Origin of the sequence: Agarivorans sp. QJM3NY_30 (assembly GCF_050870855.2) — a bacterium.
In the GTDB taxonomy this organism is placed as follows: Bacteria; Pseudomonadota; Gammaproteobacteria; order Enterobacterales; family Celerinatantimonadaceae; genus Agarivorans.
The window spans coordinates 3603698-3628669 of record NZ_CP194038.2 but is presented as its reverse complement, the minus strand read 5'-3'; the positions used below and the strand labels follow the sequence as shown (position 1 = coordinate 3628669).

The 24972-nt window shown below is 44.9% G+C and carries 20 protein-coding genes; 15 read left to right on the top strand and 5 right to left on the bottom strand.

Annotated elements, in window-relative coordinates; translation table 11 throughout:
- Positions 1-772 precede the first annotated feature (772 nt).
- Entirely contained in the window at positions 773-2140 is a 1368-nt protein-coding gene (locus ACRRSX_RS16510) for a Do family serine endopeptidase (RefSeq protein WP_432452124.1), read from the top strand.
- Positions 2141-2225: 85 nt separating this feature from the next.
- On the opposite strand, the gene ACRRSX_RS16505 is transcribed toward ACRRSX_RS16510, so the two are convergent.
- On the bottom strand, positions 2226-3137 hold the full coding sequence (locus ACRRSX_RS16505; protein WP_432452125.1) for a LysR family transcriptional regulator: 912 nt from the start codon (positions 3135-3137) through the stop codon (positions 2226-2228).
- 195 nt (positions 3138-3332) lie between these two features.
- Between ACRRSX_RS16505 and ACRRSX_RS16500 the strand changes: the two genes are divergently transcribed.
- Positions 3333-4028 carry a pirin family protein gene (locus tag ACRRSX_RS16500; RefSeq protein ID WP_432452126.1) on the top strand — a complete coding sequence of 232 codons (696 nt, stop codon included), beginning with the start codon at positions 3333-3335 and terminating at the stop codon, positions 4026-4028.
- Between the two features lie 141 nt (positions 4029-4169).
- Here the strand turns inward: ACRRSX_RS16500 and ACRRSX_RS16495 are convergent, their stop codons facing one another.
- The 4 genes from ACRRSX_RS16495 to fabG form a co-directional block, all read right to left on the bottom strand.
- Entirely contained in the window at positions 4170-4718 is a 549-nt protein-coding gene (locus tag ACRRSX_RS16495) for a hypothetical protein (RefSeq protein WP_432452127.1), read from the bottom strand.
- 507 nt (positions 4719-5225) lie between these two features.
- Positions 5226-6500, bottom strand: coding sequence for a hypothetical protein (locus ACRRSX_RS16490; protein ID WP_432452128.1), 1275 nt, complete (start codon positions 6498-6500; stop codon positions 5226-5228).
- A 208-nt stretch (positions 6501-6708) separates the two neighbouring features.
- The gene (locus tag ACRRSX_RS16485; protein WP_432452129.1) at positions 6709-7917 is read right to left on the bottom strand and encodes an acetyl-CoA C-acetyltransferase; all 1209 of its coding nucleotides are present in this window, start codon (positions 7915-7917) and stop codon (positions 6709-6711) included.
- Positions 7918-7926: 9 nt separating this feature from the next.
- Complete coding sequence (gene fabG / locus ACRRSX_RS16480) at positions 7927-8661, bottom strand: 3-oxoacyl-ACP reductase FabG (protein WP_432452130.1); 735 nt, start codon at positions 8659-8661, stop codon at positions 7927-7929.
- 331 nt (positions 8662-8992) lie between these two features.
- On the opposite strand from fabG, the gene ACRRSX_RS16475 reads away from it, so the two are divergent.
- The 13 genes from ACRRSX_RS16475 (at position 8993) to cas1c (ending at position 24969) form a co-directional block, all read left to right on the top strand.
- Complete coding sequence (locus ACRRSX_RS16475; protein ID WP_432452131.1) at positions 8993-9901, top strand: LysR family transcriptional regulator; 909 nt, start codon at positions 8993-8995, stop codon at positions 9899-9901.
- Positions 9902-10165: 264 nt separating this feature from the next.
- Positions 10166-11758 (top strand): acyl CoA:acetate/3-ketoacid CoA transferase, encoded by a 1593-nt coding sequence (locus ACRRSX_RS16470; protein WP_432452132.1) that lies wholly within the window; start codon positions 10166-10168, stop codon positions 11756-11758.
- A gap of 101 nt (positions 11759-11859) precedes the next feature.
- Positions 11860-12282: a MaoC family dehydratase gene (locus ACRRSX_RS16465; RefSeq protein WP_432452133.1), complete on the top strand. Its 423-nt coding sequence runs from the start codon at positions 11860-11862 to the stop codon at positions 12280-12282.
- A gap of 14 nt (positions 12283-12296) precedes the next feature.
- Positions 12297-13499, top strand: coding sequence for an enoyl-ACP reductase FabV (gene fabV / locus ACRRSX_RS16460; protein WP_432452134.1), 1203 nt, complete (start codon positions 12297-12299; stop codon positions 13497-13499).
- A gap of 208 nt (positions 13500-13707) precedes the next feature.
- Complete coding sequence (locus ACRRSX_RS16455; protein WP_432452135.1) at positions 13708-14916, top strand: MFS transporter; 1209 nt, start codon at positions 13708-13710, stop codon at positions 14914-14916.
- A gap of 7 nt (positions 14917-14923) precedes the next feature.
- The gene (locus tag ACRRSX_RS16450) at positions 14924-15883 is read left to right on the top strand and encodes an alpha/beta hydrolase (protein WP_432452136.1); all 960 of its coding nucleotides are present in this window, start codon (positions 14924-14926) and stop codon (positions 15881-15883) included.
- Positions 15884-16274: 391 nt separating this feature from the next.
- Entirely contained in the window at positions 16275-17093 is an 819-nt protein-coding gene (locus ACRRSX_RS16445; protein ID WP_432452137.1) for a helix-turn-helix transcriptional regulator, read from the top strand.
- A 114-nt stretch (positions 17094-17207) separates the two neighbouring features.
- Positions 17208-19490 (top strand): CRISPR-associated helicase Cas3', encoded by a 2283-nt coding sequence (gene cas3, locus ACRRSX_RS16440; protein WP_432452138.1) that lies wholly within the window; start codon positions 17208-17210, stop codon positions 19488-19490.
- A gap of 491 nt (positions 19491-19981) precedes the next feature.
- Positions 19982-20644: a type I-C CRISPR-associated protein Cas5c gene (gene cas5c / locus ACRRSX_RS16435; protein WP_432452139.1), complete on the top strand. Its 663-nt coding sequence runs from the start codon at positions 19982-19984 to the stop codon at positions 20642-20644.
- Complete coding sequence (cas8c, locus tag ACRRSX_RS16430) at positions 20641-22434, top strand: type I-C CRISPR-associated protein Cas8c/Csd1 (protein ID WP_432452140.1); 1794 nt, start codon at positions 20641-20643, stop codon at positions 22432-22434. Before cas5c ends, cas8c begins: the two co-directional genes overlap by 4 nt.
- The gene (gene cas7c, locus ACRRSX_RS16425) at positions 22431-23312 is read left to right on the top strand and encodes a type I-C CRISPR-associated protein Cas7/Csd2 (RefSeq protein WP_432452141.1); all 882 of its coding nucleotides are present in this window, start codon (positions 22431-22433) and stop codon (positions 23310-23312) included. The genes cas8c and cas7c overlap by 4 nt, the downstream gene beginning before the upstream one ends.
- A complete protein-coding gene (cas4, locus tag ACRRSX_RS16420) occupies positions 23312-23944 on the top strand; it encodes a CRISPR-associated protein Cas4 (protein ID WP_432452142.1) in 633 nt (210 codons plus the stop codon). The genes cas7c and cas4 overlap by 1 nt, the downstream gene beginning before the upstream one ends.
- Positions 23941-24969 carry a type I-C CRISPR-associated endonuclease Cas1c gene (gene cas1c / locus ACRRSX_RS16415; RefSeq protein ID WP_432452143.1) on the top strand — a complete coding sequence of 343 codons (1029 nt, stop codon included), beginning with the start codon at positions 23941-23943 and terminating at the stop codon, positions 24967-24969. Before cas4 ends, cas1c begins: the two co-directional genes overlap by 4 nt.
- Positions 24970-24972: the final 3 nt, after the last annotated feature.

Genomic DNA, 24972 nt, shown 5'->3' with positions numbered 1-24972 from the left:
CTCTCTGTGCTGCGAATTGTTCGCTAAAAACGTACTTCTGAGTCGATAAATGATGTTGAATGGGCGCGTTGTGAGCCTCGAAAATCTTCTCCTACGGTGCTTTTTAGGGGAATTTAGGCGCATTTAAATAAACTTTTTAAATGTATTTAATCAACAAGCTATTGAAAAATAATTTGTTGACCTCATCTTCAAAAATCGGGTAGCTTGTTCTTCGGGTTGGTTTTTCTTTGGTGGTTAGCGCTTATTGCTTGGCGACTGGAGAGAGATAAATGGACTTCAAGTTTGCAAATATTATTGATGTTTCAGACTTAAACGATCAAGCGAAGCCGTGCATGCGATGAGTTTGCTGGCGATGACTGAACCGATAATCTAAGATCGCCCAAGGCGATGCTTTGGTTCATCAGCTGGGACTGGTTAGTCTCATCTTGGATCTGATTATCGAGTTAGTCATTGTTTGCCGATGAGTGCTGTGCAGTCGTGTTCAGCGAATCCCTTGGGTAGTTGCGTTCTGCTCATTGGCGATAAGGAAGGAGTAAACGAAGGAAGTTAAAGCAGCAGTATCATCAAGCTGACAATTGTTTGGTTTTTCCAACACACTTTGTCTTTAGCGGATGATGCCGAAATGGAAGTCATTGTTGCCAGAATTAAAATGGTGTTTTGTAAGACCCCCTAATTGCGCATAAAAGCTAAGGGTGGAATTACTTCAATGTCGTCCTGAAAAGGCACAACCGTTAATTTTAAGTTAGTCAAAGTAAAAGGTGTGGAGGAAAAAATGTATCGTAAAATTTCTATACTCGTTTTATTGTTGTTCACGCTAGGCGGCACCCAAGCCTACGCGGCAATTCCCAATGTAACCACTGAAGGTAAGCCATTCCCTTCATTGGCGCCGATGATTAAGAAAGTTCATCCTGCAGTGGTTAATATCGCCACTTTTTCAACTCAGCAATACCGTAATAACCCACTACTTAACGACCCGTTTTTTAGGCATTTCTTTAATATTCCAGAGCAACAACAGCAACCGCAGCAACAGCCACAAAAGCGCCAACAAAGTGCTGGCTCGGGGGTGATTATTAACGCCGATGAAGGCTTGGTGATGACCAACTACCATGTGATTAAGGGCTCCGATGAAGTACAGGTCTCTTTGGCCGATGGTCGAAGTTTTCAAGCGAAGGTTCTGGGACAGGATGCTGAGTTAGATATTGCGATTTTAAAAATCAAAGCCGATGATTTGGTCGAAGTTAAATTAGCCGATTCCAGTGAATTGGAAGTGGGTGACTTTGTGGTGGCCATTGGGAATCCTTTTGGTTTAGGACAAACGGTGACCACTGGGGTGGTGAGCGCCTTGGGTCGCAGTGGTTTGGGGATTGAAGGTTACGAAAACTTTATTCAGACCGACGCTTCGATTAACCCCGGTAACTCAGGGGGAGCCTTAGTTAACTTAGCCGGCGAGCTGGTGGGCATTAATACCGCAATTATTGCGCCTTCGGGCGGTAACGTGGGGATTGGCTTTGCGATCCCGATTAACATGGCCAAGGCGAGCATGGAGCAAATCATTGACCATGGTGAAGTGAAGCGAGGTCAAATTGGTGTCGGCATTCAAGATATTAATGCTGATTTAAGAAAGGCCTTTGAGCTAGAAAATGGTCAAAAAGGAGTGCTGGTTACCAGTGTATTAGAAGATTCTCCAGCGAAGAAGGCCGGGATTAAAGCGGGAGATGTGATTATTGCCGTTGATGGCAAAAGCACTGGTTCCACCGGACAACTTCGCAGTCAAATTGGTTCGAAAGCCATTGGTGATAAAACTAAGTTAACTATTTTGCGCGATGGCGAGAAACTACAACTTAAGGTGAACATTGCCAAACCGCAGTCAGCCGTGAGCGCAGAAGGCAAGTTGCATGATTTGCTTGACGGCGTGCAGTTTGCGAAAGATCCAGAGGGTAATGGCGTATTGGTGGCAAATGTAGCCGCGGGATCGATTGCAGCCTATGGTGGATTGCGTCCGAACGATGTGGTTGTGGCCGCCAACAAACGGCCGGTAAAAGACATTGCCAGCTTGCAAATAGCTTTGTCGCTGAATAAAAAAGCGGTGCTATTGCAAGTGAATCGACGTGGCGGTTCGTTGTTTATTGTACTTCGTTAAGCCAGTAGGCCAGCTTCGGCTGGCCTTTTCTGCAAGGCTTTTCTCTGGCCCAACGCGCTGAGCTAACCTGCCATATGTTTAAACATTATGGTTTAAGCGGGCACTCAATCTTCCAATCAAGCTTACATAGTTGTTGAACAAACCAATCAAAGGCTTTACCCGTTTGCTGTTTGTGCCAGGCAATATAAATATCTTGTGCGGGCCGAGGCAAGTGACAGTTTTTTTCTATCAACGATCCATCGTCTAAGTGAGACTTAATTAGGTGTTTCGGTAAAAAGCCAGTCCCTAAACCTTGTTGCTGGGCAACAATTTTAGCATGCATGGTATTTACCCGTATGACCTGTTTACTGATAAACAAACCGCTATCGCGTACCGGTAATTGCTGTGAGGTATCTGTCACCACAATTGCGGGGTATTGCGCCAGTTGTTCGGCACTGATCGGCGTTTCTACAAGCGCTAGCGGATGTTCAGGCGCGACGCAAAACACGAACATTAAGCTGCCAATTTTATGCATATTAAACAGGCCTTTGGGGAGTTCTCCATTGGCACCAATCACAATGTCGGCACGGCGACTGTGCAGCGCGTCCCAGCCGCCGCCGAGGGCTTCCACGCCAAGAGTGATATTGACATGCTGCTCCAGTTGACTAAATTTTTGTAACAGCTGAAACAGGGGGGCACTTGGGATCACGGTATCGCGAGCAATGCGGAGCTCACTTTCCCAGCCGGAATCTAGTTGTTGGATCGAATCCAGCATCCGTTGACTCGCGAGTAACAGTTCTCGACCGTGTTGTAAGGCGAGTTTCCCTGCTGGGGTTAGCGTGGCGCGTTGCTTGCTTCGATCAAACAGAGCAACGCCGATGTCTTGTTCAAGTTTCTTTATGGTGTAACTTAAGGCTGAGGGCACCTTGTATAAAGATGCGGCTGCAGCAGCAAAGCTCCCCTGTTTATCAATGGCATCCAGTGCTTTTAAGGCTTCGAGAGTAATGGCATCATTCATGATTGGCTCCATATTCAAATTTTTTGAACTTAAAGCTCAAAAAGTTCCGTTTTTTAAATCAGTTTAACCCGCTTACACTTAAAGTCGTTAATCGGTAGCGACCTGTTTGCTAAGTTAGCGATTAAAAAATATTGATGTGATTTTGGCAGATTAAGTCATTATCACCCTTCAGACTGGAATAGAGGAGACTATCTTATGTTCACAAAAAGAGCCGCAAATCAGCGTGGCCGAGCTAACTTTGGCTGGTTAGATAGTCAACATAGCTTTTCATTTGGTCAGTATTACGATCCGCAACAGATGGGGTTTTCTGCATTAAGAGTGATCAATGATGACGTCGTTTCAGCTGGCGCAGGGTTTGATACCCACCCGCATCGTGATATGGAAATTATTAGCTATGTGCTTGAGGGTTGTATTCAGCATAAAGATAGCGAAGGCAATATGCAGAATTTACCAGCTGGAGAGTTTCAACTGATGTCGGCGGGGCGGGGGATCTACCATAGTGAATTTAATGCCTCGGCCACCGAACCATTACATTTTTTACAAATTTGGATTGAGCCGGATATTTTTGGCAAGCAACCGGGCTATCAACAGAAAAATTTTGGTCAAGAGCCCGGTTTAACCACCGTGTTAACACCGACCGGTGAGCAGGGCAGCTTGCAAATTAAGCAAGATGCGCGTTTGCATCAGTTGATCCTGGAGCCGCAACACAAGCTCAGCTTTTCCATTCAAGCCGGACGGCGACTTTATGTCCATCAAATTGCAGGCCATTTAATGGTGGACCAATTATCGCTGCAGGCTGGGGATGGGCTAAAAGTTGAAAACTTGGAGCATCTAGAGTTCATCAATAATGGGGAGCAGCGAGTGCTCGCGCTATTGTTTGATTTGCCTTAGGCAGACCGACAAGGGCTTTGGGGATGTTGAATCGTGAGATTTTTGAAGAAAAAGCAGAGAGGTATTCGCTAGCTTTACTGAGCTGGATACCTCTGGTTGCGCTAAACGCTTTTAGCTTGAAATATGTCGCATTTTAACGCATTAATTAAAATTAGGTTGGGCAAGATTAACCCCACGTTGTTCAACGCTATCGGCAAGTGCTTTGTTATATTTCGCTAAACGTTCTAAGGTTTTTTGTTTTTTTAGCTTCTCAGTTTCACGCTTCACCACGGTCATCACCTTGCTTGGCGATTGCATTCCAGTATCGTAATATTGCTTAATCGCATTACCGATAGAAAAGTAATAGATTGATATTTCAGATAGCAATTTGGGTTCAAGTTCAAAGGTTGAATCAGAGTATTTTGCTGCCTGAAACACATAATCATTGAGTTTAATGCCAGCAATATGCTCTTTATAGACATACTCCTTGGTTTTTACGCGCTCAATGTATTTATCCATATTTTCTACATTAAAATTTAATTCTTGATACATGGATTCGGCAACATAATAGGTACCTCTATCCGCTTTCACCAACTCCAGCTTTAAAGCAACGTCAAAGCCAACAATCGCCGCGTAGTAAACGCCGACGATGGTTGCAGCGATGGTAAAAAAGTGGCCGATCCAATAAGCTGGTGAACGTAAATCACTCATGTGTACTTCCTTTTCGTTCATTGAAATAATGGTATTATTTACTGCGTGCCAATCGTTTGCTCTAAGAGATATAAATCGGCTGATTGTGTTATATATAATTTAGATGTTTTAGTAAACGATTCTCGCTTAAAAATTTAATGCGACTGTGAGCGTGAATCGTTAGATGTCCACTATTCTTAAAATGAATCATTTGGTAGCCGGAGCTTTGGGTCTGCTCTACCATGACACTGGCAATCTCCTTGGTTATCTAAGGCTTAAGGGGGGAGTTACGAGGCCATTTTGGAGCATGAAGCCGACACTCATCGATCAAAGATCATGATGCTTGAAAGTATAGGCGGGTGAATAATCCAGAGCTGATTTTTTAAATGATGGTCATTGGTTTTTACTTTAAATGTAATGGAGTGCTGTTTAGTTTTTTAGGTGAGTGTTTTTACTTCGGTTTTCTCTTGTTGCTTATGGAATGGGTGCCTGTATTCGCACCCATTTATTTAGTTTTGGCATGTTATATTAATCATATTTAATATTAATGATAAACATCGCTGCTAAATCATCAATATCTTCATTTGCCCAACTTATTTGGCAGCCTAAGTCAGTATATTTACTCCATTGGTAATGACTTTTAGCATCTAAGAAGCTTGCTTTTAAATCTTCCGATGTCCCAAGGTAGTTATCTATATTCATATGCCCGGCAGCAAATTGTAACTGCCACGCTTTGGAAACTTGCCAATTTAGGCGGCTGGCGATGATTTGACCGTCGTTATCTTCATGACCGAGGCCACCAAAAAACTGTCGATAAATGGGGCTGGCATCATTGCGGTTGCTATTGTTGATTAATCCAGAGTAGGTGTCGAAGCCTCGTCCTATTAGCCCGCCATCAACAAAGCCGAGAGCTTGGGCCTGAAGCTTAAATGCGGGGCTGATTTGATAACTGGTTTCTAGGAAGCCAGCATAACCATTATTTCCCCAAGTGGTGTAATAGCCGTTTTTTTCTGTGGAATCCGACAGAATAATATTCATCGCCCCTTTCACCGTGAAGTCATTAAAATGACCAGTGAAAAAAGGTGAAATATTATGGAAGTAGTCGATCCCATAACCGACCGAGCCAGCGCCAATCGCTGAGTTACCAATGTTATTTTCGCTACCATCGAAGTACGCCCATAACATTCCCCAGTCCCAGCGTTCTATTTTGCCCATTGCGGCCAGGGCGTACATACTTACATCTGCATAGTAATCATCTAGCTTGGCAGTTGTATCATACTCACTTTCTGAAAAACGTAAGTCGTAAATACCAATCAAATTAATCTGTTTGCCGTGGTCAAAGTTATAGCTTTTCATCGCCAATAAGCGATCTCTTCGGTCATTATTAATATTGAATCCATAAGCCCAATCGGCTCGTTGACGACCAGCTCGCAGCAGGAGTCCGTCTTTTGCATATTGAGCAAAGCCTAAATCGAGAGAGAGCCCATCGTTGTTTTCGCCATCGGTAAAATTGGTGGCGGGGCTGCCACTGTGACGCCTGTCGCCAGCCCAGTTATAGTAAGCTTGCCAGCGGCTGTGAATCGACCAACCATCGTTTAAAAGAAGGTTGGCTTTAATCCGCATCCGAGATGTGAAACCGTGCTCCGAGCTATCATTATCGGGTTTTATTACATGGCTTCGAACATAAGCATCCATAGCAAAGTCTAATTTGGCATCGTCTGCAATATTATATGAAGAGGCAAAACTCGCTGAAGATAAGAGTAGTGTTGTCGTTAGTAGGTAATGTAATTTTTTTAATTTCATTTCTATTTTCCATAATATTTAAAATCGCGAATATTTTATCATTCACTTGAATGGCCGATTACCATCAAAATAGGGAAAGATAATTTCTAGAAATGGATATTGTTTATTTAATTGGGTTGGGTTTAGTTTTATAGAAAATAGAAAATAGAAAATAGAAAATAGAAAAGGCTCTTGTAGAGCCTTATGATTAATTTTTAATTTATACTTATTAAATAATATTTTTAATAATCATGGCGGTCCCCATACCGCCGCCGATACACAGTGATGCGAGGCCATAAGTGGCTTGTCGTTTTTTCATTTCATAGAGAAGAGAGCTTAGAATTCGCCCTCCAGATGCGCCAAGTGGGTGACCTAAGGCTATTGCGCCACCATTCACATTAGTTTTATCTTCAAACCAATCCATGTTGACCTGATGTTCGTCGCATAGACCATGCATCACCCCTAATGCCTGAGCGGCAAAGGCTTCATTAAGCTCAAGTAATTGTATTGCTTGCAGCGACATATTAGCGCGAGTGAGTGCTTGTTTTATCGCGGGCACGGGGCCTAAACCCATATAGGCCGGATCCACACCGCCTTGCCCATAGCTAAGTATTTCCGCTAAGGGTTCAAGATGATGCTTGGCAAGTGCTGCTTCTGAGGCCAATACAAATGCAACCCCACCATCGTTGATCCCAGAAGCATTGCCAGCGGTCACGCTGCCTTGCTTTTTAAACGCTGGGCGTAATTTGCTTAGGCTCTCGATTGTGGTGTCACCGCGTGGGTATTCGTCGCGGCTAAAACACACCATTTTACGGCGTTGTGGTACTTCGATTGCAACAATTTCATCATCAAAACGGCCGCTGCTGACCGCTTGGCTGGCGAGACTTTGACTACGTAATGCAAAGGTGTCTTGAGCGGCTCGACTAATATGATATTTGTCGGCGATATTCTCAGCGGTGATCCCCATATGATACTGGTTAAATGCGTCGGTGAGTCCATCGTAAATAAGACTGTCGACCAGTGTCTGCTCTCCCATTTTGGAGCCAAATCTATTGGTCGCATCCACCAAATAAGGTGCTTTCGACATGTTTTCCATGCCCGCCGCCACAATCAACTGAGCATCACCAGCCTTGATTTTGCTCGCGGCTTCCATCACTGTTTTCATGCCACTGCCACAGATCATATTTAGGGTATAGGCTGGCACCACATCAGGAATGTTGGCAAATTTTGCGGCCTGTCTACCGGGCCCCATACCTTGACCAGCCGCTAATACATTGCCAACGATCACTTCGTCGATTAGCTGGGGGGCGATGTTGGCTTGGCTTAGTGCTGCTTGAATGGCATGTCCGCCCAATTCAAAAGCAGGGGTTTTGCTTAAGCTACCACCAAAACTACCCAAGGCGGTCCGTTTTACGCCTACTATATATACTTTATTCATCGTCGTTCCTTAGATCACCAAGCCGCCATCGATTTTCAATGTTTGTCCGGTAATAAAGCAGGCCTTGTCGCTGGCTAAAAACAGCACCCCATCGGCAATATCTTGCGGTTTGCCCATACGCCCTAGTGGCGTTTTACTCTTCATATGGTTGAGTACTTTTTCTGGTAAATTAATGGTCATGGGGGTTTCTACAAATCCAGGTGCAACGCAATTAGCCCTTACCTGTGCGCCTTTTCGTGAAAACTCTTTGGCCCATCCCTTGGTCATGGCGATGACACCTCCTTTGGTCGCTGCGTAATTACTTTGCCCTATATTGCCGTCGGTTCCGACAACCGAAGACATGCTTACAATGGCACCAGTGCCGTTTTCAATCATGAGCGGCGCAATAGCCTGAGTCATATTGAAAACGCCTTTGAGGTTAACGTTTAGCACCATGTCCCAATCACTCTCACTCATACGGTCAAGTAGGTTGTCGCGGGTAATGCCAGCATTGTTGACTAATACATCGACTTTCCCATGGCGTCCTTTTAGCGCCTCAATCCAATCAAAAATGGCTTGGCGGTCACAAACATCGAGCTGTTTTGCTCGAACGTTTGGATAACGCTTTTCTAGGTCTAACATCATCTCTAGATTCATATCACAGGCGTAAACCATGCTGGCATTTTGGCTTGCAAATGTTTCTACGATACAGCGACCAATGCCCTGCGCCCCACCCGTTACGATACAGATTTTATCGGTAAGCATTCTTTATTCACCTATTGCAGTATGTTGTTATCAAGCCTCGGCATGCTGCTCGGGGCTTCCTTTGACTGGGTTTAGTTTAGGGCTGCAGGCGTAGAATGTTTATCGAAAACGAGACAAAACAAAATCCCTAAAATGGGATAATTTAACTATGATTGTTTCTACAGTTAGCCAGTGGTTTCGATCGACTAGGCTTACATAAGTCATATTGGAAAGGGCAACCGATGGGCATTTATGTGACGTTCGCTGGCATTATTGGGGTAATCAACTCGATATTTAAATTTGTTAAGAGGTAGAATCCTTGGCTGTATATTCGCAATATTCTGGGTGTTGTATGTTAGATAAAATGGTCTACTTTCTTCATGTGGTTCGCAGTGGGTCGTTTAGTGCGGCAGCTCAGCAATACGGTATTTCAGCCTCGGCGGGGAGCCGTTGGATTATCGAGTTGGAAGATAATATGGGGATTAGTTTACTTAAACGCTCCACCCGCAAAGTGGTCCCGACTCAGGCTGGTCTGTGTTTATATGATCGTTTTAGTCGGGTGAATGATGAAATCGATGACATCGTTACCGAAATCCAAAATCTTGGGAATGACGATAGAGGGATCATTCGAATTGCCTGTACCCCTTTATTCGCAAAAGAGTTTTTGAGCCGTATTGTGGGCGAATATTTACAACAACATCCCTATGTTTCATTTCGCATTGTTGAAACCGCTTTTGATATGGATCATATCGACCAAATCGACTTTGCGATCCGAGCAAGTGCCGTTTATCAGGGTTTTCAGGAAAAAGACAGTTTATTGGTGAAACGCTCTTTACTGAGTTACCCACTGATTGCTTGCTGTGCGCCAAGCTATATTGAGCAGTATTCAAGGCCGGAACAACCTGAAGATTTAAAGAAACACAATTGCCTGTATGCTTCAACTTTAATCGGTGGTAATAAATGGGTATTTGAACGTGATGGTGAATTTACTACGGTGCACATTACCCAAACGGTTGAAGTTGAAGACAGCCAGTTTATTAAAACGGTGGCGATAAATGGTGGCGGGATCGGCTATTTGCCCACCGCCTTAGTCAAAGACGAGCTGGATCAAGGGATTTTGGTTCCAGTACTTGAAGACTACATTAATAGCCAATTTGAATTTAGTCTCTACTTTCGTCCACGAAAACAAATGCCGGTTCGTTGTGTTAATTTTAAAGATTTCTTAATACAAAGAGTTAGAGCCCTGAGTGATCAGGAGTAAATACTTTTCGTTCGCCAATGCTGACAGATTAGTTTATCCCGTTAAAAGTAAGCCCAAGGGTTTACTTTTTTATTGTCTAGTGGATGTGATGGTCTTCATGGAAGATTAGTTTAAGTAAACTGTACCTGCTTAATTAACCCATATATGCAATTATATTTCCTTTTTTTACCTATTTTTTCATCAATCTCTAAGCCATACACTTGCCCCGGCGTCTACGCCTTGTTGGCTATAGACCCTCAATGTAAGTGATGAAGGAAAGTAGTGATGAAAGCCAATGTACTCTCTGCTCAGCAAGCAGCGTCGTTAATAAAAGATGGCGATAAAGTTATTCTTGGTGGTTTTATTGGAGCGGTGGTTCCCGAAGCCATTGAACAAGCACTGGGTGAGCGTTTTCTGGCCACGGGGCATCCAAATCAATTGGAGTTGTACTTTGCCGCAGGCCAAGGAGATGGGGTTGATAAAGCCACTAACCATCTTTCCTATCAAGGGATGGTGAGTATGGCTTATGGCGGGCATTGGGGGCTCATTCCTCGTTTACAGCAGTTAGCAAATAACAATCAACTTCAGGGATATAACTTTCCTCAAGGGGTGATTGCTCAGTTATTAAGAGACTCTGCGGCAGGTAAACCGGGAACCTTATCCCATGTAGGTTTAGGTACTTTTGTTGACCCTCGTTTGGGGGGCGGCAAAATTAACGCTTGTACCCAAGGCGAACGGGTATCGGTGATCGACATCGACGGTAGTGAGTATCTTTTTTATAAACGTATCGAAGCCAATGTGGCCTTACTGCGTGGCACCACTGCCGACGAAAATGGCAATATAACCATGGAGGATGAGTGTCTTGTTCTGGAAAATTTAGCCGCCGCTCAATTGGTGACCAATATGGGAGGCAGAGTAATTGTTCAAGTGAAGCAGATGGTTAAAGCTGGTGAGCTGGATCCGCAGCAAGTGCGTATTCCAGGGATCTTTGTGGATGCAGTGGTGATTGCCGACGCAGACCTGCATATGCAAACCTTTGCTGAAGCGATGAATCCAGCCTATTGCGGCAGAGGGATGATGGAACATCAGCCCGCGCGCCCACGCCCCCTAGACATTAAAAAAATTGTTGCGCGTCGCGCTGCGATGGAACTCAAACAAGGGGCGGTGATCAATTATGGTATTGGTGTACCCGAGGTAATTGCTGAAGTGACCGATGAAGAAGGGATCACCGAACAAATGATCGCAACGATTGAGCCGGGCGCGATTGGTGGTACCCCCGCTGGTGGATTAAGCTTCGGCGCATCGGCTTATCCGGAAGCCATTATTACTCAAGATCAAATGTTTGATTTTTATGATGGGGGAGGCCTCGACCAAGCGTTTCTTGGGTTGGCTGAATGTGACCAAAAAGGAGACCTGAATGTTTCTAAATTTGGTTCTAAAATCGCGGGCTGCGGAGGTTTTATCAATATTACCCAAAATGCCAAGCAAGTGTTGTTTTGTGGGACATTTACCGCCGGTAAATCACGCATCGAAACGGGTAACGGAAAGCTAACGATTATCCAAGATGGACCGATTAGGAAGTTTATTAAGCAGGTTCAGCAGATCACCTTTGCGTCGGATATCGCCCGTAAAAATAATAAACCGGTGTTATATATTACCGAGCGAGCGGTATTTCGCTTAGCGGCGGAAAGTTTAGAATTGATTGAAATTGCGCCGGGAGTTGATTTGGAAAAAGACATTCTGTCGCAGATGGACTTTAAGCCGCAGATTAGTGCTAACTTGAAGCTGATGGATGCGCGAATTTTTTATGAGCAAGCAATGGATTTAAAGATTGAGGCTCTCTACCCTGTATGCGATAAAGCGAAAATTGTGGCTTAGTTTTTCCGGGCCCACTTGCGCCTTGTGGTGGGCCTTTTTTTGCAGAATATTTTGTTATACATCAATGTAATAACAAAGTTTTTTATAGAAGAAAATTAGCGATGACTTATACCATTCATCAGCTTGAACTTGGCCAACAAGCAAGCTTTGAAAAAACTATCAGTGAGTCTGATATTCAACTATTTAGTGGCATTAGTGGCGACATTAATCCGGTTCATGTGAGCGCTATTGCGGGTAAGTCGAGTGTATTTGGCGACCGCGTTGCGCATGGCATTTTGGTTGCTGGATTAACCTCTGCGGTATTAGGCATGCAATTGCCTGGGCCTGGCACCATTTACCTTGGTCAGGAATTACGCTTTACTGCACCAGTGTACATTGGGGATACGATCCGCGCCGAAGTAGAAGTGATCGAGATTAATCTTAAAAAGAATATCGTGAAACTAGCCACTCGCAGTATTAATCAGCATGGCAAGCTAGTGATCTCAGGTGTCGCAACGGTAATGCCACCCAAATTGAATTCATAACCTTCGGAGTATCCATGATTATTAAACCTATCGTGAAAGGGGTGGTTGCCCGTTCAGCACATCCCTACGGCTGCCAACAGTCGATCAAGAATCAAATTGACTATGTACGAGCAACCAGCAAAGTGCTTGATGGCCCTAAGAAAGTCCTTATTTTGGGCGCCTCATCTGGTTTTGGTTTGGCGTCTCGTATTGCGTTGGCCTTTGGTGGCGCAAACGCCGACACCATTGGTGTTTCTTTTGAGCGAGGCCCAAGTGAAAAGGGTGTGGGAACCGCTGGATGGTACAACAATATCTATTTTCGTCAACAAGCAGAAGCGAAGGGCTTAATCGCGAAAAATTTTGTGGGCGACGCTTTCTCAGCGCAAATGCGCGAGCAAGTTATTGACTATATTAAGCACAATTTTGGTGGCAAGGTCGATTTAGTGGTTTACAGCTTAGCGACCGGGGTTCGGCCTAACCCAGAAACGGGAGAATTATGGCGCTCTGCAATTAAAACCACTGGCGAAGCCGTGACCGGGCCAACTATTAATATTGAAACTGAAAGCATGCAGCAAATGACGGTTGAGACCGCCACCGAACAAGAGATCTATGCGACAGAGAAGGTGATGGGCGGTGAAGATTGGATCAGTTGGATTAATATTTTAGAAGATGCCAAGGTACTTGCCTATGGATGTAAAACCGTGGCTTATTCTTACATTGGGCCAAAGGCGACTTATCCTATCTACCATAAAGGAACGTTAGGCAGGGCCAAAACTCATTTACAAGCTAGCGCGGATCAACTTCACCAGCAGTTAGCGACCATGGGCGGAGCGGCATATGTCTCGGTGTGCAAAGCCTTAGTCACCAAAGCCAGTGTTTTTATTCCGACTTTTTCACCTTACATGCTGGCTCTATTTAAAGTGATGAAGGCCCGTGGAACCCACGAAGGCTGCATAGAGCAGATGCAGCGATTGTTTACCCAACGTTTATATAACGATGAGAATACGGTTGTTGTGGATCCGCAGCGTTTAATTCGAATCGATGATTGGGAACTCGAACCACAAACTCAGCAAGAAGTCGCGGCATTGATGGCTCAGATCACCCCCGAAAACTTTAAAGAAGTGGGCGATTATCAAGGTTATATCAACGACTTTATGCAGCTGAACGGCTTTGCCTTGGCGGGCGTGGATTATCAAGCGGATATTAGCTTAGGCGAGTTACTTGCATTAAAGCCATAACTGCAATTTAGTGCACCTAAAAAAGCCTCGCATTTTAGCGGGGCTTTTTATTGCCCATTAAAAATTGTTTTACAAACAAATGGTTATAGTTTTTTGCGATGAGTTTCACACAATACATTAATGCGAATTCAGGATAATGAGGAGGCTTATTTTTAGTAAGATGAAAGCTGGATTTATTACTTGAATACAGCCTAGAAAGGTAGCGAAGATGAAGAAAAAATATCTTATTGAATTTACCATATTCATGACCTACGCATTATTTGCCATGTCGTGGGTTGCGGGCTCGATGATGACAAAAGATATCATGAGTTATTACAATATCGAGGGAATGGCAGCAGCCACCTGGATGACCAACGCAATCACCATTGCAAAAATTATTGGTAACTTATCGGCCGCTTGGTTGCTGGTTAAAATGGGCCCTAAAAAGGCGTTTTCGCTTGCTTTGTTACTGATTATGGCAGGGGCGGCAGGGGCGTATGCATCAAGCTATCCCTGGTACGTGTTTACCCGTTTAGTGATGGGCTTTGGGGGCGCATTTGCGATTGTTTATTTTAATCCAATTGTAATTAATTATTTTTCTGCCGAAGAGCGCCCATTGGTGAATGGGATTAATGCTGCTGCCTTTAATACCGGAAATTTGTTAGCGATTATTTTTACCGGTTCCTTACTGTCGACCTTAGAATCTTGGCAAAATGTTATTTTAGCCATTTCGATGGTGAGCCTCGTCTTGTTAGTTATTTGGTGGATGATTAGTGATGACTTCTCGTTATCGGGTGGCAAAGGTGAAAGCTCAGAAAATGCCTCTTATACCCTCAAAGATGGCTTTAAAGAGCCCGTGAATATTTGGCTGCCAATTGCCTATTCTGGTTTGCTATTTTGTTATATTGCGGTGTTTGCACTGTTCCCGCTGGTACCAACTTTTGCGGCCGAAGCTAAATATTTATCATCGATTATGATTGCAGCAGGTATGCTTGGAACGGTCGCCGGCATTATCATGACCAAGCGCATTGCTTTGCGCATTCCGGTGATCCGCTACTGTGGTTTGGCGATGACCCTATTTGCGGCGCTTATGATGACCACCTCTAGTGCGAGCGTTGCTTACGGTGCCGCGTTTATGGCTGGTTTCTTTATGTTTGCGCCGATGACGGCTTTAATCACCCTCCCTCAAGAATTACCCAATATGACTCCCGCGCGCATCACGGTGGTGTTTGGTATGTTCTGGTCTATTTCTTATATGGTGGAAACCGTGCTGATGTACCTTGCGGGTTGGATTGCAGACTCAAGCGGTAACATAGCCATTGCCGCATCCTTTGCAGTGCTTTGTTCATCAACCTTCTTCCTTGCTAGCTTCTTCTTGCCCGAAACCGGTAACAAAAGCCACGACAGCAATGTGAAGTTATCTACCACCAAAGCTTAAGGAGAGCATGATGCGTAAAGTTAGTCCAAAGCTTATTCCATGGTTAGACGAGTTAAATCAACAAGTCGCTACTTTGATCGAAAACGGATTTAAACCCACCGCAACCAATGCCCGTGAAGGTTTAGAAAATTTAACCCGAGGGCTGGTGGGCGATAGCCCAGCTATTGCATGGGTTCACGACGATTTGGTCTTGAGTGACGAATATAACGTACCGGTTCGAATTTATCATCCGGCGCCCGAACAAGCCCTACCAGTCGTGATTTACTATCATGGCGGAGGGCATATGGCGGGGAGTGTGACGGTTTATGACCCGATTTGTCGTAAGCTTGCTCAAGCGTCGCAGCATATTGTGGTGTCGGTTGAATATCGCCTCGCACCAGAATGCCCTTATCCTGCGGGGGTGAATGACGCTTATGCGGTGGCTAAAAATATAGGGGCAACTTTAGCGGGACTCAATGTACGCTATCTTCCTCGTTTGTCGCTTGTGGGAGACTCCGGTGGTGGCGCACTAGTTGCAAGCGTTAGTGCAAAAGCTCAATTTGATAAATCGCTGCAGATCGACAAGCAGGTGATGATTTATCCGAGTCTCGACTACACGATGAATAGTCATTCCATGGAGCAAAATGGCAGCGGTTATTTATTGCAAAAAGGCAAAATAGCTTGGTACTTCGACAACTATTTTCAGCACCATGAGGATCGGAAGCAGGCGTCTCCCTTATACGGTGACTTTAGTGCCAATTTACCCAGCACCTTCATCATTACCGCTGAGTTTTGTCCCTTACGAGATGAAGCCATCGCCTATTGTGAAAAGGCCAAGCAGGCCGGGGTGGCGGTCGAGCAGCTACATTTTTCAGACATGATCCATACCTTTATCAATATGGAAAACTTAGTTGAAGAAGAGTGCGCCAAGGTATATCAGAGCATTGCCGAGTTTTTGAATCGCAGCAATCCGGCCATTGCCGAGTAAGTTTAGTGAAGGTCGGGGGGTATTGAGCTTTCATTATCAATCCCCCCGACCATCGACTGATTGGGGGTTTTAAGATTTGCATGCCGCCGCATCGTGATCTGTCGGGTGATACCGCAATGGGCATCTGCATCAGGGATGGGGCAAGGGCTAAAGCCTGCTCACTTGCTTAAAAACGGGCAGTTCAATTACAGGAAAATACTCATTTTGCAATTTTACTTTTTTCGGTAGAGTACAACCACGCTTGAATTGTTGTGAATATCGCCCTGTATCGAAGGGCTTTTTTGCGTTTAATCAAATGCTTGTCTAAGTTTTTGCAACGATCACCGCCAAACGCTTTCTTATTTTTTCTATTTTGATATAAAAGATATTAAATCCAGCGTGGTGATAATAAATGAGCCGTCGAGATTGGTTTATCGAATTGATCGCCTATTGGGAAGGGCGCTTAACTACTCGTCATTTATGCGAACAGTTTGGGATTAGTCGCCAACAAGCTAGCAAAGATCTGGGTACCTATAATCAGGCGAGCGCAACTCCGTTAGTATATACGGCCTCGGTAAAGGGCTTTGTACCCCCCGACAATTTTAGCCCCCTATTGCTTACTACTCAGGCCGATGAATATCTCACTTGGCTCGCTTCTTATTCCCCCTATCGCAGAATGACCGAAACCGCGAAACATACCTTTCAATTGTCGCCCCCGCAACGGCAGGTATCACCGAGCGTGATGTGTGGCTTGGTCGCAGCAATGCGCCAACAACGTCGCTTAGAAGTCGATTATGTATCTTTGTCTCACCCCGATCGAGAAGGCCGGATCATCGTGCCGCATACCTTTGTTGATACCGGCGCGCGTTGGCATTTGCGCGCCTGGTGTGAGAAGCATCGCGAGTATCGCGATTTTGTGTTGAGCCGTTTTCGAGGCAAGCCCGAACTCGCAGAGCGTTCTTCACAAGGTGTGACTGGCGACGTGGCATGGAATACCCAAATTGAACTGGTTTTTAAACCAGACCTGCGTTTAAGTCCTGCCCAGCAAACGGTGATTGCCGAGGATTATCAAATGCAGCAGGGCCAGCTGCACATGACCACTCGGGCAGCCCTCGTTAGCTACCTGCTTAAGCAGATGCAGGTGAATACCAAGATGATCGACGCAAACCCACAGGCTCAGCAATTAATGTTAGACAACTTAGATGACATTAAACCCTGGCTGATTGGGTAAATACCGTGCCATACACGTAAAACATGTCAAGTGAGTTTACCTGAGTTTTTACTCAGTATTTAAATGGTCCGTGGTTAAGAGTAGATTCAGTGTATGAATTTAAGGAAAGCACCAATGAATGAACAAATCGCACATGTAGTTAAGTTGGAGGATGGTTCTTGGTCTACGCCACATTTATTGAATACGCACTTACTTGAGGTCGAAAAAATAGCTTCTAGTTTAGCTTCTGGTGTTTCAACTCATTGGGTTGCCTTAGCGGGGCGATGGCATGACCTGGGTAAATATCAAGCTGCATTTCAGGACTACATTCGCAATCAAAGTGGATTCGAGCGCGAAAACGCGCATATAGAACAGGGGAAGTCACAAAGGGTCACTCATTCGACCGCTGGTGCAATTCATGCGATAGAAACATTAGGTAAGGGCTATGGGCATTTGTTGGCTTATTTAATTGCGGGCCATCATGCGGGGTTGCCTGATTGGAGTGGTGGTAAGGGCAGTTTGAGTTATCGCTTGACCAATGGGGGTCAGCAGGAATACCTAGCCTGTTTAAAGGAAAATATACCTGAGGATATCTTACGAGGAACTCTTCCGAAATTACCAATAGTTGCCGGGGATCCCGCTGCAACGGCTTTATGGTTGCGAATGCTATTTTCTGCCTTGGTAGACGCTGATTTTCTGGATACCGAAGCCTATATGCAGCCACATCAAGCAGATAAACGCAATGGCTTTGAGGAGTTAGCTCAGCTACAGCACCGATTTTTTAGTTACATGAGTGAATTTCAGGTGAAGAGCGAGCATTCGCAACTTAATAGTATTCGTAATCATATTTACCAATCATGTATACAGGCTGCAACAAAAGAACCCGGTGTTTTTAGCCTGACAGTCCCTACGGGAGGGGGGAAAACACTATCTAGTCTTGGTTTTGCATTGGAACATGCTCGCATTCATGGCAAGAGGCGGATTGTCTATGCAATTCCCTTTACAAGTATTATTGAACAAAACGCAAAGGTGTTTCGTGATGTCCTAGGTGACGATGCCGTGCTTGAACATCATAGTAATTTGGATCAACCTAGTGGTGAGGAATCAAACCGAAGCAGATTGGCTTGTGAAAATTGGAATGCACCCTTGATTGTGACAACGAATGTGCAGTTATTTGAATCCTTGCATGCTAGTCGAAGCAGTCGTTGCCGGAAGTTACACAATTTAAGAGACGCTGTTATTGTTTTGGATGAGGCGCAACAGATCCCTAGAGATTTTCACGCCCCCATTGTTCGCTGCATGAAAAACCTGACTCAATACTTCGGGGTTACTTGGGTGCTATGTACCGCGACACAACCTGATTTTTCAACACAGAAAGCACCTGTATCTGGTGCGACCCTGCTTGAAGGATTCGAAAAAGTTCATGAGATCTGCGAAGACCCGACGAAACTAGCCGTAGAACTGCAACGAGTCGAAGTGAATATTGTCCCATCAAACAAGAAGACCAGCTGGGAAGAGCTTGCTCTGCAGTTATTAGCCGAAGATTGCGTGCTGGCTATTGTAAATACTCGTCGTCAGGCTAGAGAGCTGTTTAGCCTTTTACCGGACGATGCCAGTCGATTACACCTTTCGGCACAGATGTGTGCGGCGCACCGAACAGCGACATTAGATGAAATAAAGCTGCGCTTGTGCGAGAAACGAGAGGGGCGAGATATGCGGCCACTGAGAGTGATCTCCACTCAGCTCGTTGAAGCAGGGGTTGATGTCGATTTCCCTGTGGTATATCGAGCTATGGCTGGCCTTGATTCAATTGCACAAAGTGCCGGGCGTTGCAATCGTGAGGGTAAGCTGGAGGGCTTAGGACGAGTGGTGGTTTTTAATCCGCCAGAATTACCACCTGTAGGGTTTATTCGTCAGTCACAACAGGCGACTTTACAACTTTTAAACACGGGGGCGCTCGCTGAGCCTCTGGCGCCTGAAGCTTTTAAACGTTTCTTTCGCCAGCTGAATAACCAAGGCTCACGGGATAAACACGGGATTAATCAGCTTCTGCTTGCGAAACAGGATTTGGCGACGGCCGCGGTAACGATTCAATTTCGTGAAGCAGCCGAAAAATTTAGATTAATTGACAACTGTGGGATTGCGGTTGTGGTGCCTTTTTTACCGCAAGGAGTGGATAAAAGTCCGATTATTCAATGGATACAGATGTTAAAAGCGGATCCTAGTCAAAAGTGGCTCTATCGCAAATTGCAGCGCTATACCATCAATTTACCGGAAGAGTTTGCCAAGCAGTTGCATCGCGCTGGTGTACTTTATCAAGAAGCAGGGTTGTGGGTAGTTGAAGAGTGCAACTATGATCCTCGGTTTGGTGTTGTTCCACCAATGGCAATGTTGGATGCTGAAAGCACAATTATTTAAAGGGCGAGGGCACCTAACGGTACCCTCTATATCATCAAGTGATATCTATCGAGTGTTTCAACCCACACGCTAATGAAAGAACAACATTAGCATGACAGGTGGCATATTAAATGAATCACACCCAAAAAGAAATATCTAACGAGTGAATTAGTACTTGTTGATCTTATCTATCGAGTGAATTAGTATATTTTATATTGATAAGGTTGATAGTGTGTTGTGACTCATAATGTTACAACAATCAGGTTAAGTACGTTAGTTGGGAGATAGAGATGAATTGGTTGCCAAAAGCACTTAGAGAGTTAAATGTTATGCCCCCCTTCAAATTATTTGCAGTGTTAAGTGCGCTTTGTTTTGTCGTGTACATGCTTTGTAGGTAATCGTCGGATTATATATAGGTTAACTAACGTGTTTAGTTGGTAGTTGTTTTGTCAAACAGATATGAGTTATTAGGGATAGTACAGATTTCAGCGTGATATCAAAGGAAGGTTTTTATGGGGTTTTGCTTGGAGGTGAGCGGCGAGTTCGCTTGTTTCACTCGGCCAGAAATGAAAGTTGAGCGGGTTAGTTATGATGTGATTACCCCCTCTGCTGCTCGCAGTATTTTTGAGGCGGTTCTTTGGAAACCGGCGATTGAATGGCGGGTGAAAAAAATTGAGGTGTTAGCACCGATTCGCTGGCTTAACCTACGGCGTAACGAGCTTGGTAACGTGGTACCTGTTGGTAACGTAAAGTCCGCAATGAAACAGGGAAGTGGCAAATTAGCGAGCTATATAGAGGAAGACCGACAGCAGCGGGCAAGTTTGTTGCTCAGGGATGTCGCCTATCGCCTACATGCGGAATTTGTGTTAACCAACAAAGCTGGACCATCAGATAATGCTGCAAAATTTGCAGAAATGTTTCGTCGTCGCGCTGAAAAAGGGCAGTGTTTTAACCAACCTTACCTAGGTACGCGCGAGTTCGCTTGTGCGTTTAAGTTAGTTGATATGGCTGCTGAGCGGACACTACCTATTCAGGAAGATCGAGAACTTGGTTGGATGCTATTTGACCTTGATTTTTCTGACCCATCCAATCCGCAGCCGCTATTTTTCAGCGCACGAATGACTAAAGGGGTTATTACGGTTCCAATAAAGAATAGTGACGAGGTGCGCGGATGATTTTACAAGCGCTATGTGAATATTATCAACGTAAAAGTAGGGATCGAGATTCTGGCCTTGCGTCTAAAGGCTTTGAGCAGAAGGCCATTCCGTTTGTTGTGGTGATCGACGATAACGGTCGTTTTATTGTACTGAAAGATACACGTGAACCTCAAGGTAAGAAACTCGTGGCTCGTGATTATTTGGTGCCTCAGGGTAAAAAGCGCTCAGGAGGAAAATCTTACGAAGTTGCTAATTTACTTTGGGATCATTATGGCTACCTGTTAAATCAACCGAAACAGGATAAACCTGATATCCCACCAAATGAGAAAGACATTGAGATGGCTCATAAGCAACATCAAAGTTTTATTCGGCAGGTGGACGAGATAGTGGCACAGCTGCCTGATTGTCTAGACGCATGCGCGGTGCAAGGTTTCCTTAGCCAACCCAATGAAGTCGATAAGGTTCGAGCAGATCCAATCTATGCCGAATGTTTAAAAATTAAAGGCTGTAATTTGGCTTTTCAGCGCGCAGGAGAGGACCACTTATGTTGTCAGGCGGTTGAATTGCAATCGTATATAGCGGCCGATGATAACGGAGCTGAAAGCATACATGGGGTCTGTTTGGTCACCGGTAAACGAGGCCCTGTGGCGCGGTTGCATGACGGCATTGGGCAGATTGTTGGAAAACCCACGCCTTTGGCGTCTATAAATGCTAAAGCATTTGAATCGTATGGAAAAAGTCAAGGGCTCAATTTTCCAGTTGGTGAACTGGCAGCTTTTCAATATGCAACTGCGCTGAACCATTTATTGCGCCGAGATTCTAAGCAAAAACTATACGTTAGCGGCACTACATTGGTTTGTTGGGCGCAACGCGACGCTCCTCTTGAAACGGAACTGCCGATGCTGTTTGGGCAGCAGAGCGATGCCCCAGATCAAGGCGTAGAGAAAGTTATTGAGCATTATCGGAGTTTATATGATGGTGCGGCACAAAATGCGGATGACCAACAGAGATTTTATGTACTAGGTCTCGCACCGAATGCTCCGGCTAGGATCGTGGTGCGCTTTTGGCTATGTGGAACTGTCGCCGAGTTCAGGCTGCGCATTGCTGATTGGTTTCGCGATATACAAATAATAGGGTATGAAGCTTTTGGTTTTCCATCCTTGTATCGACTTGTTTTAAGCACCGCTTTACTACAAAAATCCGACAATCTCCCGCCAAACTTGATGGGGGATATCTATCTGGCTATTTTGCAGGGTTTACCGCTACCCGCGACTCTTTTTCAAGGGGTTATAAGACGTATTAAAGCCGAGCGTGGCTATGTTAATTACGAAAGAGCTTGTTTGCTCAAGGCGTGCCTTAACCGAAGACATCGACAGATAAACAAAGTATTAAGTTCTATAGACAAGGAGTTAACTGTGTCACTTAACCAAGAAGATACCCGTATTGGCTACCGTTTGGGTAGGCTGTTCGCTGTTCTCGAAAAATTGCAGCAGGATGCTCAAGGGAGTGGACTCAATAGTACGATCAGGGACCGTTATTACAGCAGCGCAAGTTGTACACCAAAGGCTGTGTTTGCAACCTTGATAAGACTTTCAACACATCATCTCAATAAGCTTGCTGGCGCTTACAGGGTCACTACTGATCGTCGTATACAAGAAATAGTTACATCTATCCAAGAGTTTCCTGCGCATTTGAATTTAGATGAACAGGGCCTGTTTGCTATTGGCTATTATCACCAGAAACAATCTTTATATACAAAAAAAGAGACTCAACAAAAATCATCGGCTGAAGAAGGAGCTACCCTATGAGCCTGCAAAATCGATATGACTTTGTGCTGTTATTTGACGTTAAAGACGGCAATCCAAATGGTGATCCTGATGCCGGTAATTTACCTCGTTTGGATACTGAAACTGGCCAAGGTTTGGTCACCGATGTTTGTCTGAAGCGCAAGGTGCGAAATTTTGTCACTTTGGTAAAGGGAGAGCAACCGCCGTATGAGATTTATGTGAAGGAAAAAGCGGTGCTAAACAACCAACATGAACGAGCTTATATTGGAATAGGTGCAGAAGAATTACTAAAAAATGACAAAAAAAGAAAAGGCGGTGATAAAACGGGCGAAGCTCGACAATGGATGTGTAATAACTTTTTTGATGTACGGACATTTGGTGCGGTGATGTCTACTGGTGTCAACTGTGGGCAGGTTCGAGGGCCTGTACAACTAACCTTCTCTCGTTCTGTTGACCCAGTTGTAAGCAGTGAGCACAGTATTACAAGGATGGCTGTTGCAACGGAAAAAGAAGCAGAAGCGCAAGATGGTGATAATCGAACCATGGGACGAAAATTTACCGTACCTTATGGCCTTTATTGCTGTCACGGTTTCGTTTCTGCTCATTTGGCTCAGCAGACCGGGTTTAGTGATGAAGATTTGGAATTATTTTTCACCGCTTTGGAGCAGATGTTTGATCATGATCGTTCTGCCAGTCGAGGTGAAATGGCCGCGAGGGCATTATTGGTGTTTAAACATAACAATGCCTTGGGTAATGCGCCAGCGCATAGTTTGTTTGATCGAATAAGGGTGGATAAAACGACCGATGGTCCAGCTCGTAGTATTCGTGATTATCAACTCGCTATCGATGAAGAAAACTGGCCTCAAGGGCTGGAACTTTTCAAACGTATTGCTTGGTAATGACAGCGCAAGACCAACGCCTTATACCACTCTCTGCCTTGCAGCATTATGCGTTTTGCCCAAGGCAGTGTGCTCTGATCCACAACGAGCAGCTTTGGGCCGAAAACTACCTCACGGCTCACGGCCAGTTGTTGCATCAGCGAGTGGATAGTGGAGAACCAGAAACACGCCAAGGCGTTCGTTTCGAGCGTGGTGTACATGTGAATGCTCCGACGCTCGGATTGACTGGTAAGCTGGATTTAGTGGAAAAAGATCTGGCTTCTGGTCAATTAACACCGGTGGAGTATAAGCGAGGGAAAGCTAAACAAGACAATATTGATGCTATACAGCTCTGCGCACAGGCGCTGTGTTTAGAAGAGATGACAGCCACTTCGGTAGAGCAGGGAGCGCTGTGGTATTGGCAAACTCGTCGTCGAGAGCTGGTTACTATTGATGCTTCGTTGCGGCAACAAACATTAGCCGTGATTGCTCAAGTTCATGATTTATTCTCGACAAAGCAAACGCCAGTAGCGGAGTATACAAAACGCTGCAAAGCTTGCTCTTTAATTGAACCCTGCCAACCACTGCTATCAGCTAACGATCCCAGTTCGGTTTATATTCGCCAGCTTTACGATGATGAGGTTAGCCAGTGAAGAAACTTCAAAATACCCTGTATATTACCCGCGATGGTGCTTATTTACACAAAGCACGAGAAACCTTGCTAATAGAGCAGCGGGTTGATGGAGTGAAGCAAAAATTGATGCAGGTGCCCATCCACTCGATCAGTGGTATTTTTTGCTTTGGCAATGTCATGGTATCGCCACAATTGATGGGATTTTGCGGAGAAAATGGCACTGGCCTGGCATTTTTCGATCAGTTCGGTCGATTTCAGGGACGGCTGGTGGGTCAACAAAGCGGCAATGTTTTATTGCGACGGGCTCAGTTTGCGTTGGTCAACCCCCAAAAAGTGGGAATTGCGAGAGATATTGTCGCCGCTAAAGTACAGTCTTCACGCGCGCTGCTGTTACGTCACCGGCGAAATCATGGAGAAAACGCAGCTCTTAGTCGAACCTTAAAGCGAATGAAACAAATTGTCGAAGCGCTAAAAATTCAATCCGATTTAGATAAGATTAGAGGCTTGGAGGGAGAAGCTGCCAGCCAATATTTTGGTGTTTTTCAAGGCTTGATAAAAGTGGATGATCAAGCGCTGCGGTTTAATGGTCGAAGTCGACGGCCACCGAAAGATCCCATTAATGCCATGCTCTCTTTTTTGTACTCCCTATTAGGGAAGGAAATCAGCGGAGCGCTGCAAGGTGTAGGGCTCGATCCACAAGTTGGTTTTTTACATGCAGAGCGACCAGGTCGAGACAGTTTGGCTCAAGATTTATTGGAAGAATTTCGAGCCTATATTGTGGATCGAACAGTACTTACTTTAGTGAACCGACAACAAATAAAGGCTAAAGATTTTACGGTAGACATGCTTGGCGGGGTTACCATGAAAGATGAGACGCGAAAACTGTTACTCCAGTCTTATCAGGCTAAAAAGCAAGAAGAAATTCTTCATCCATTTTTGAAAGAAAAAATTCAAATCGGCTTATTACCCCATGTGCAATCGATGCTTTTAGCGCGGCATATTCGAGGTGATTTAGCGAATTACCCTCCCTTTTATTCGCGATAGGTA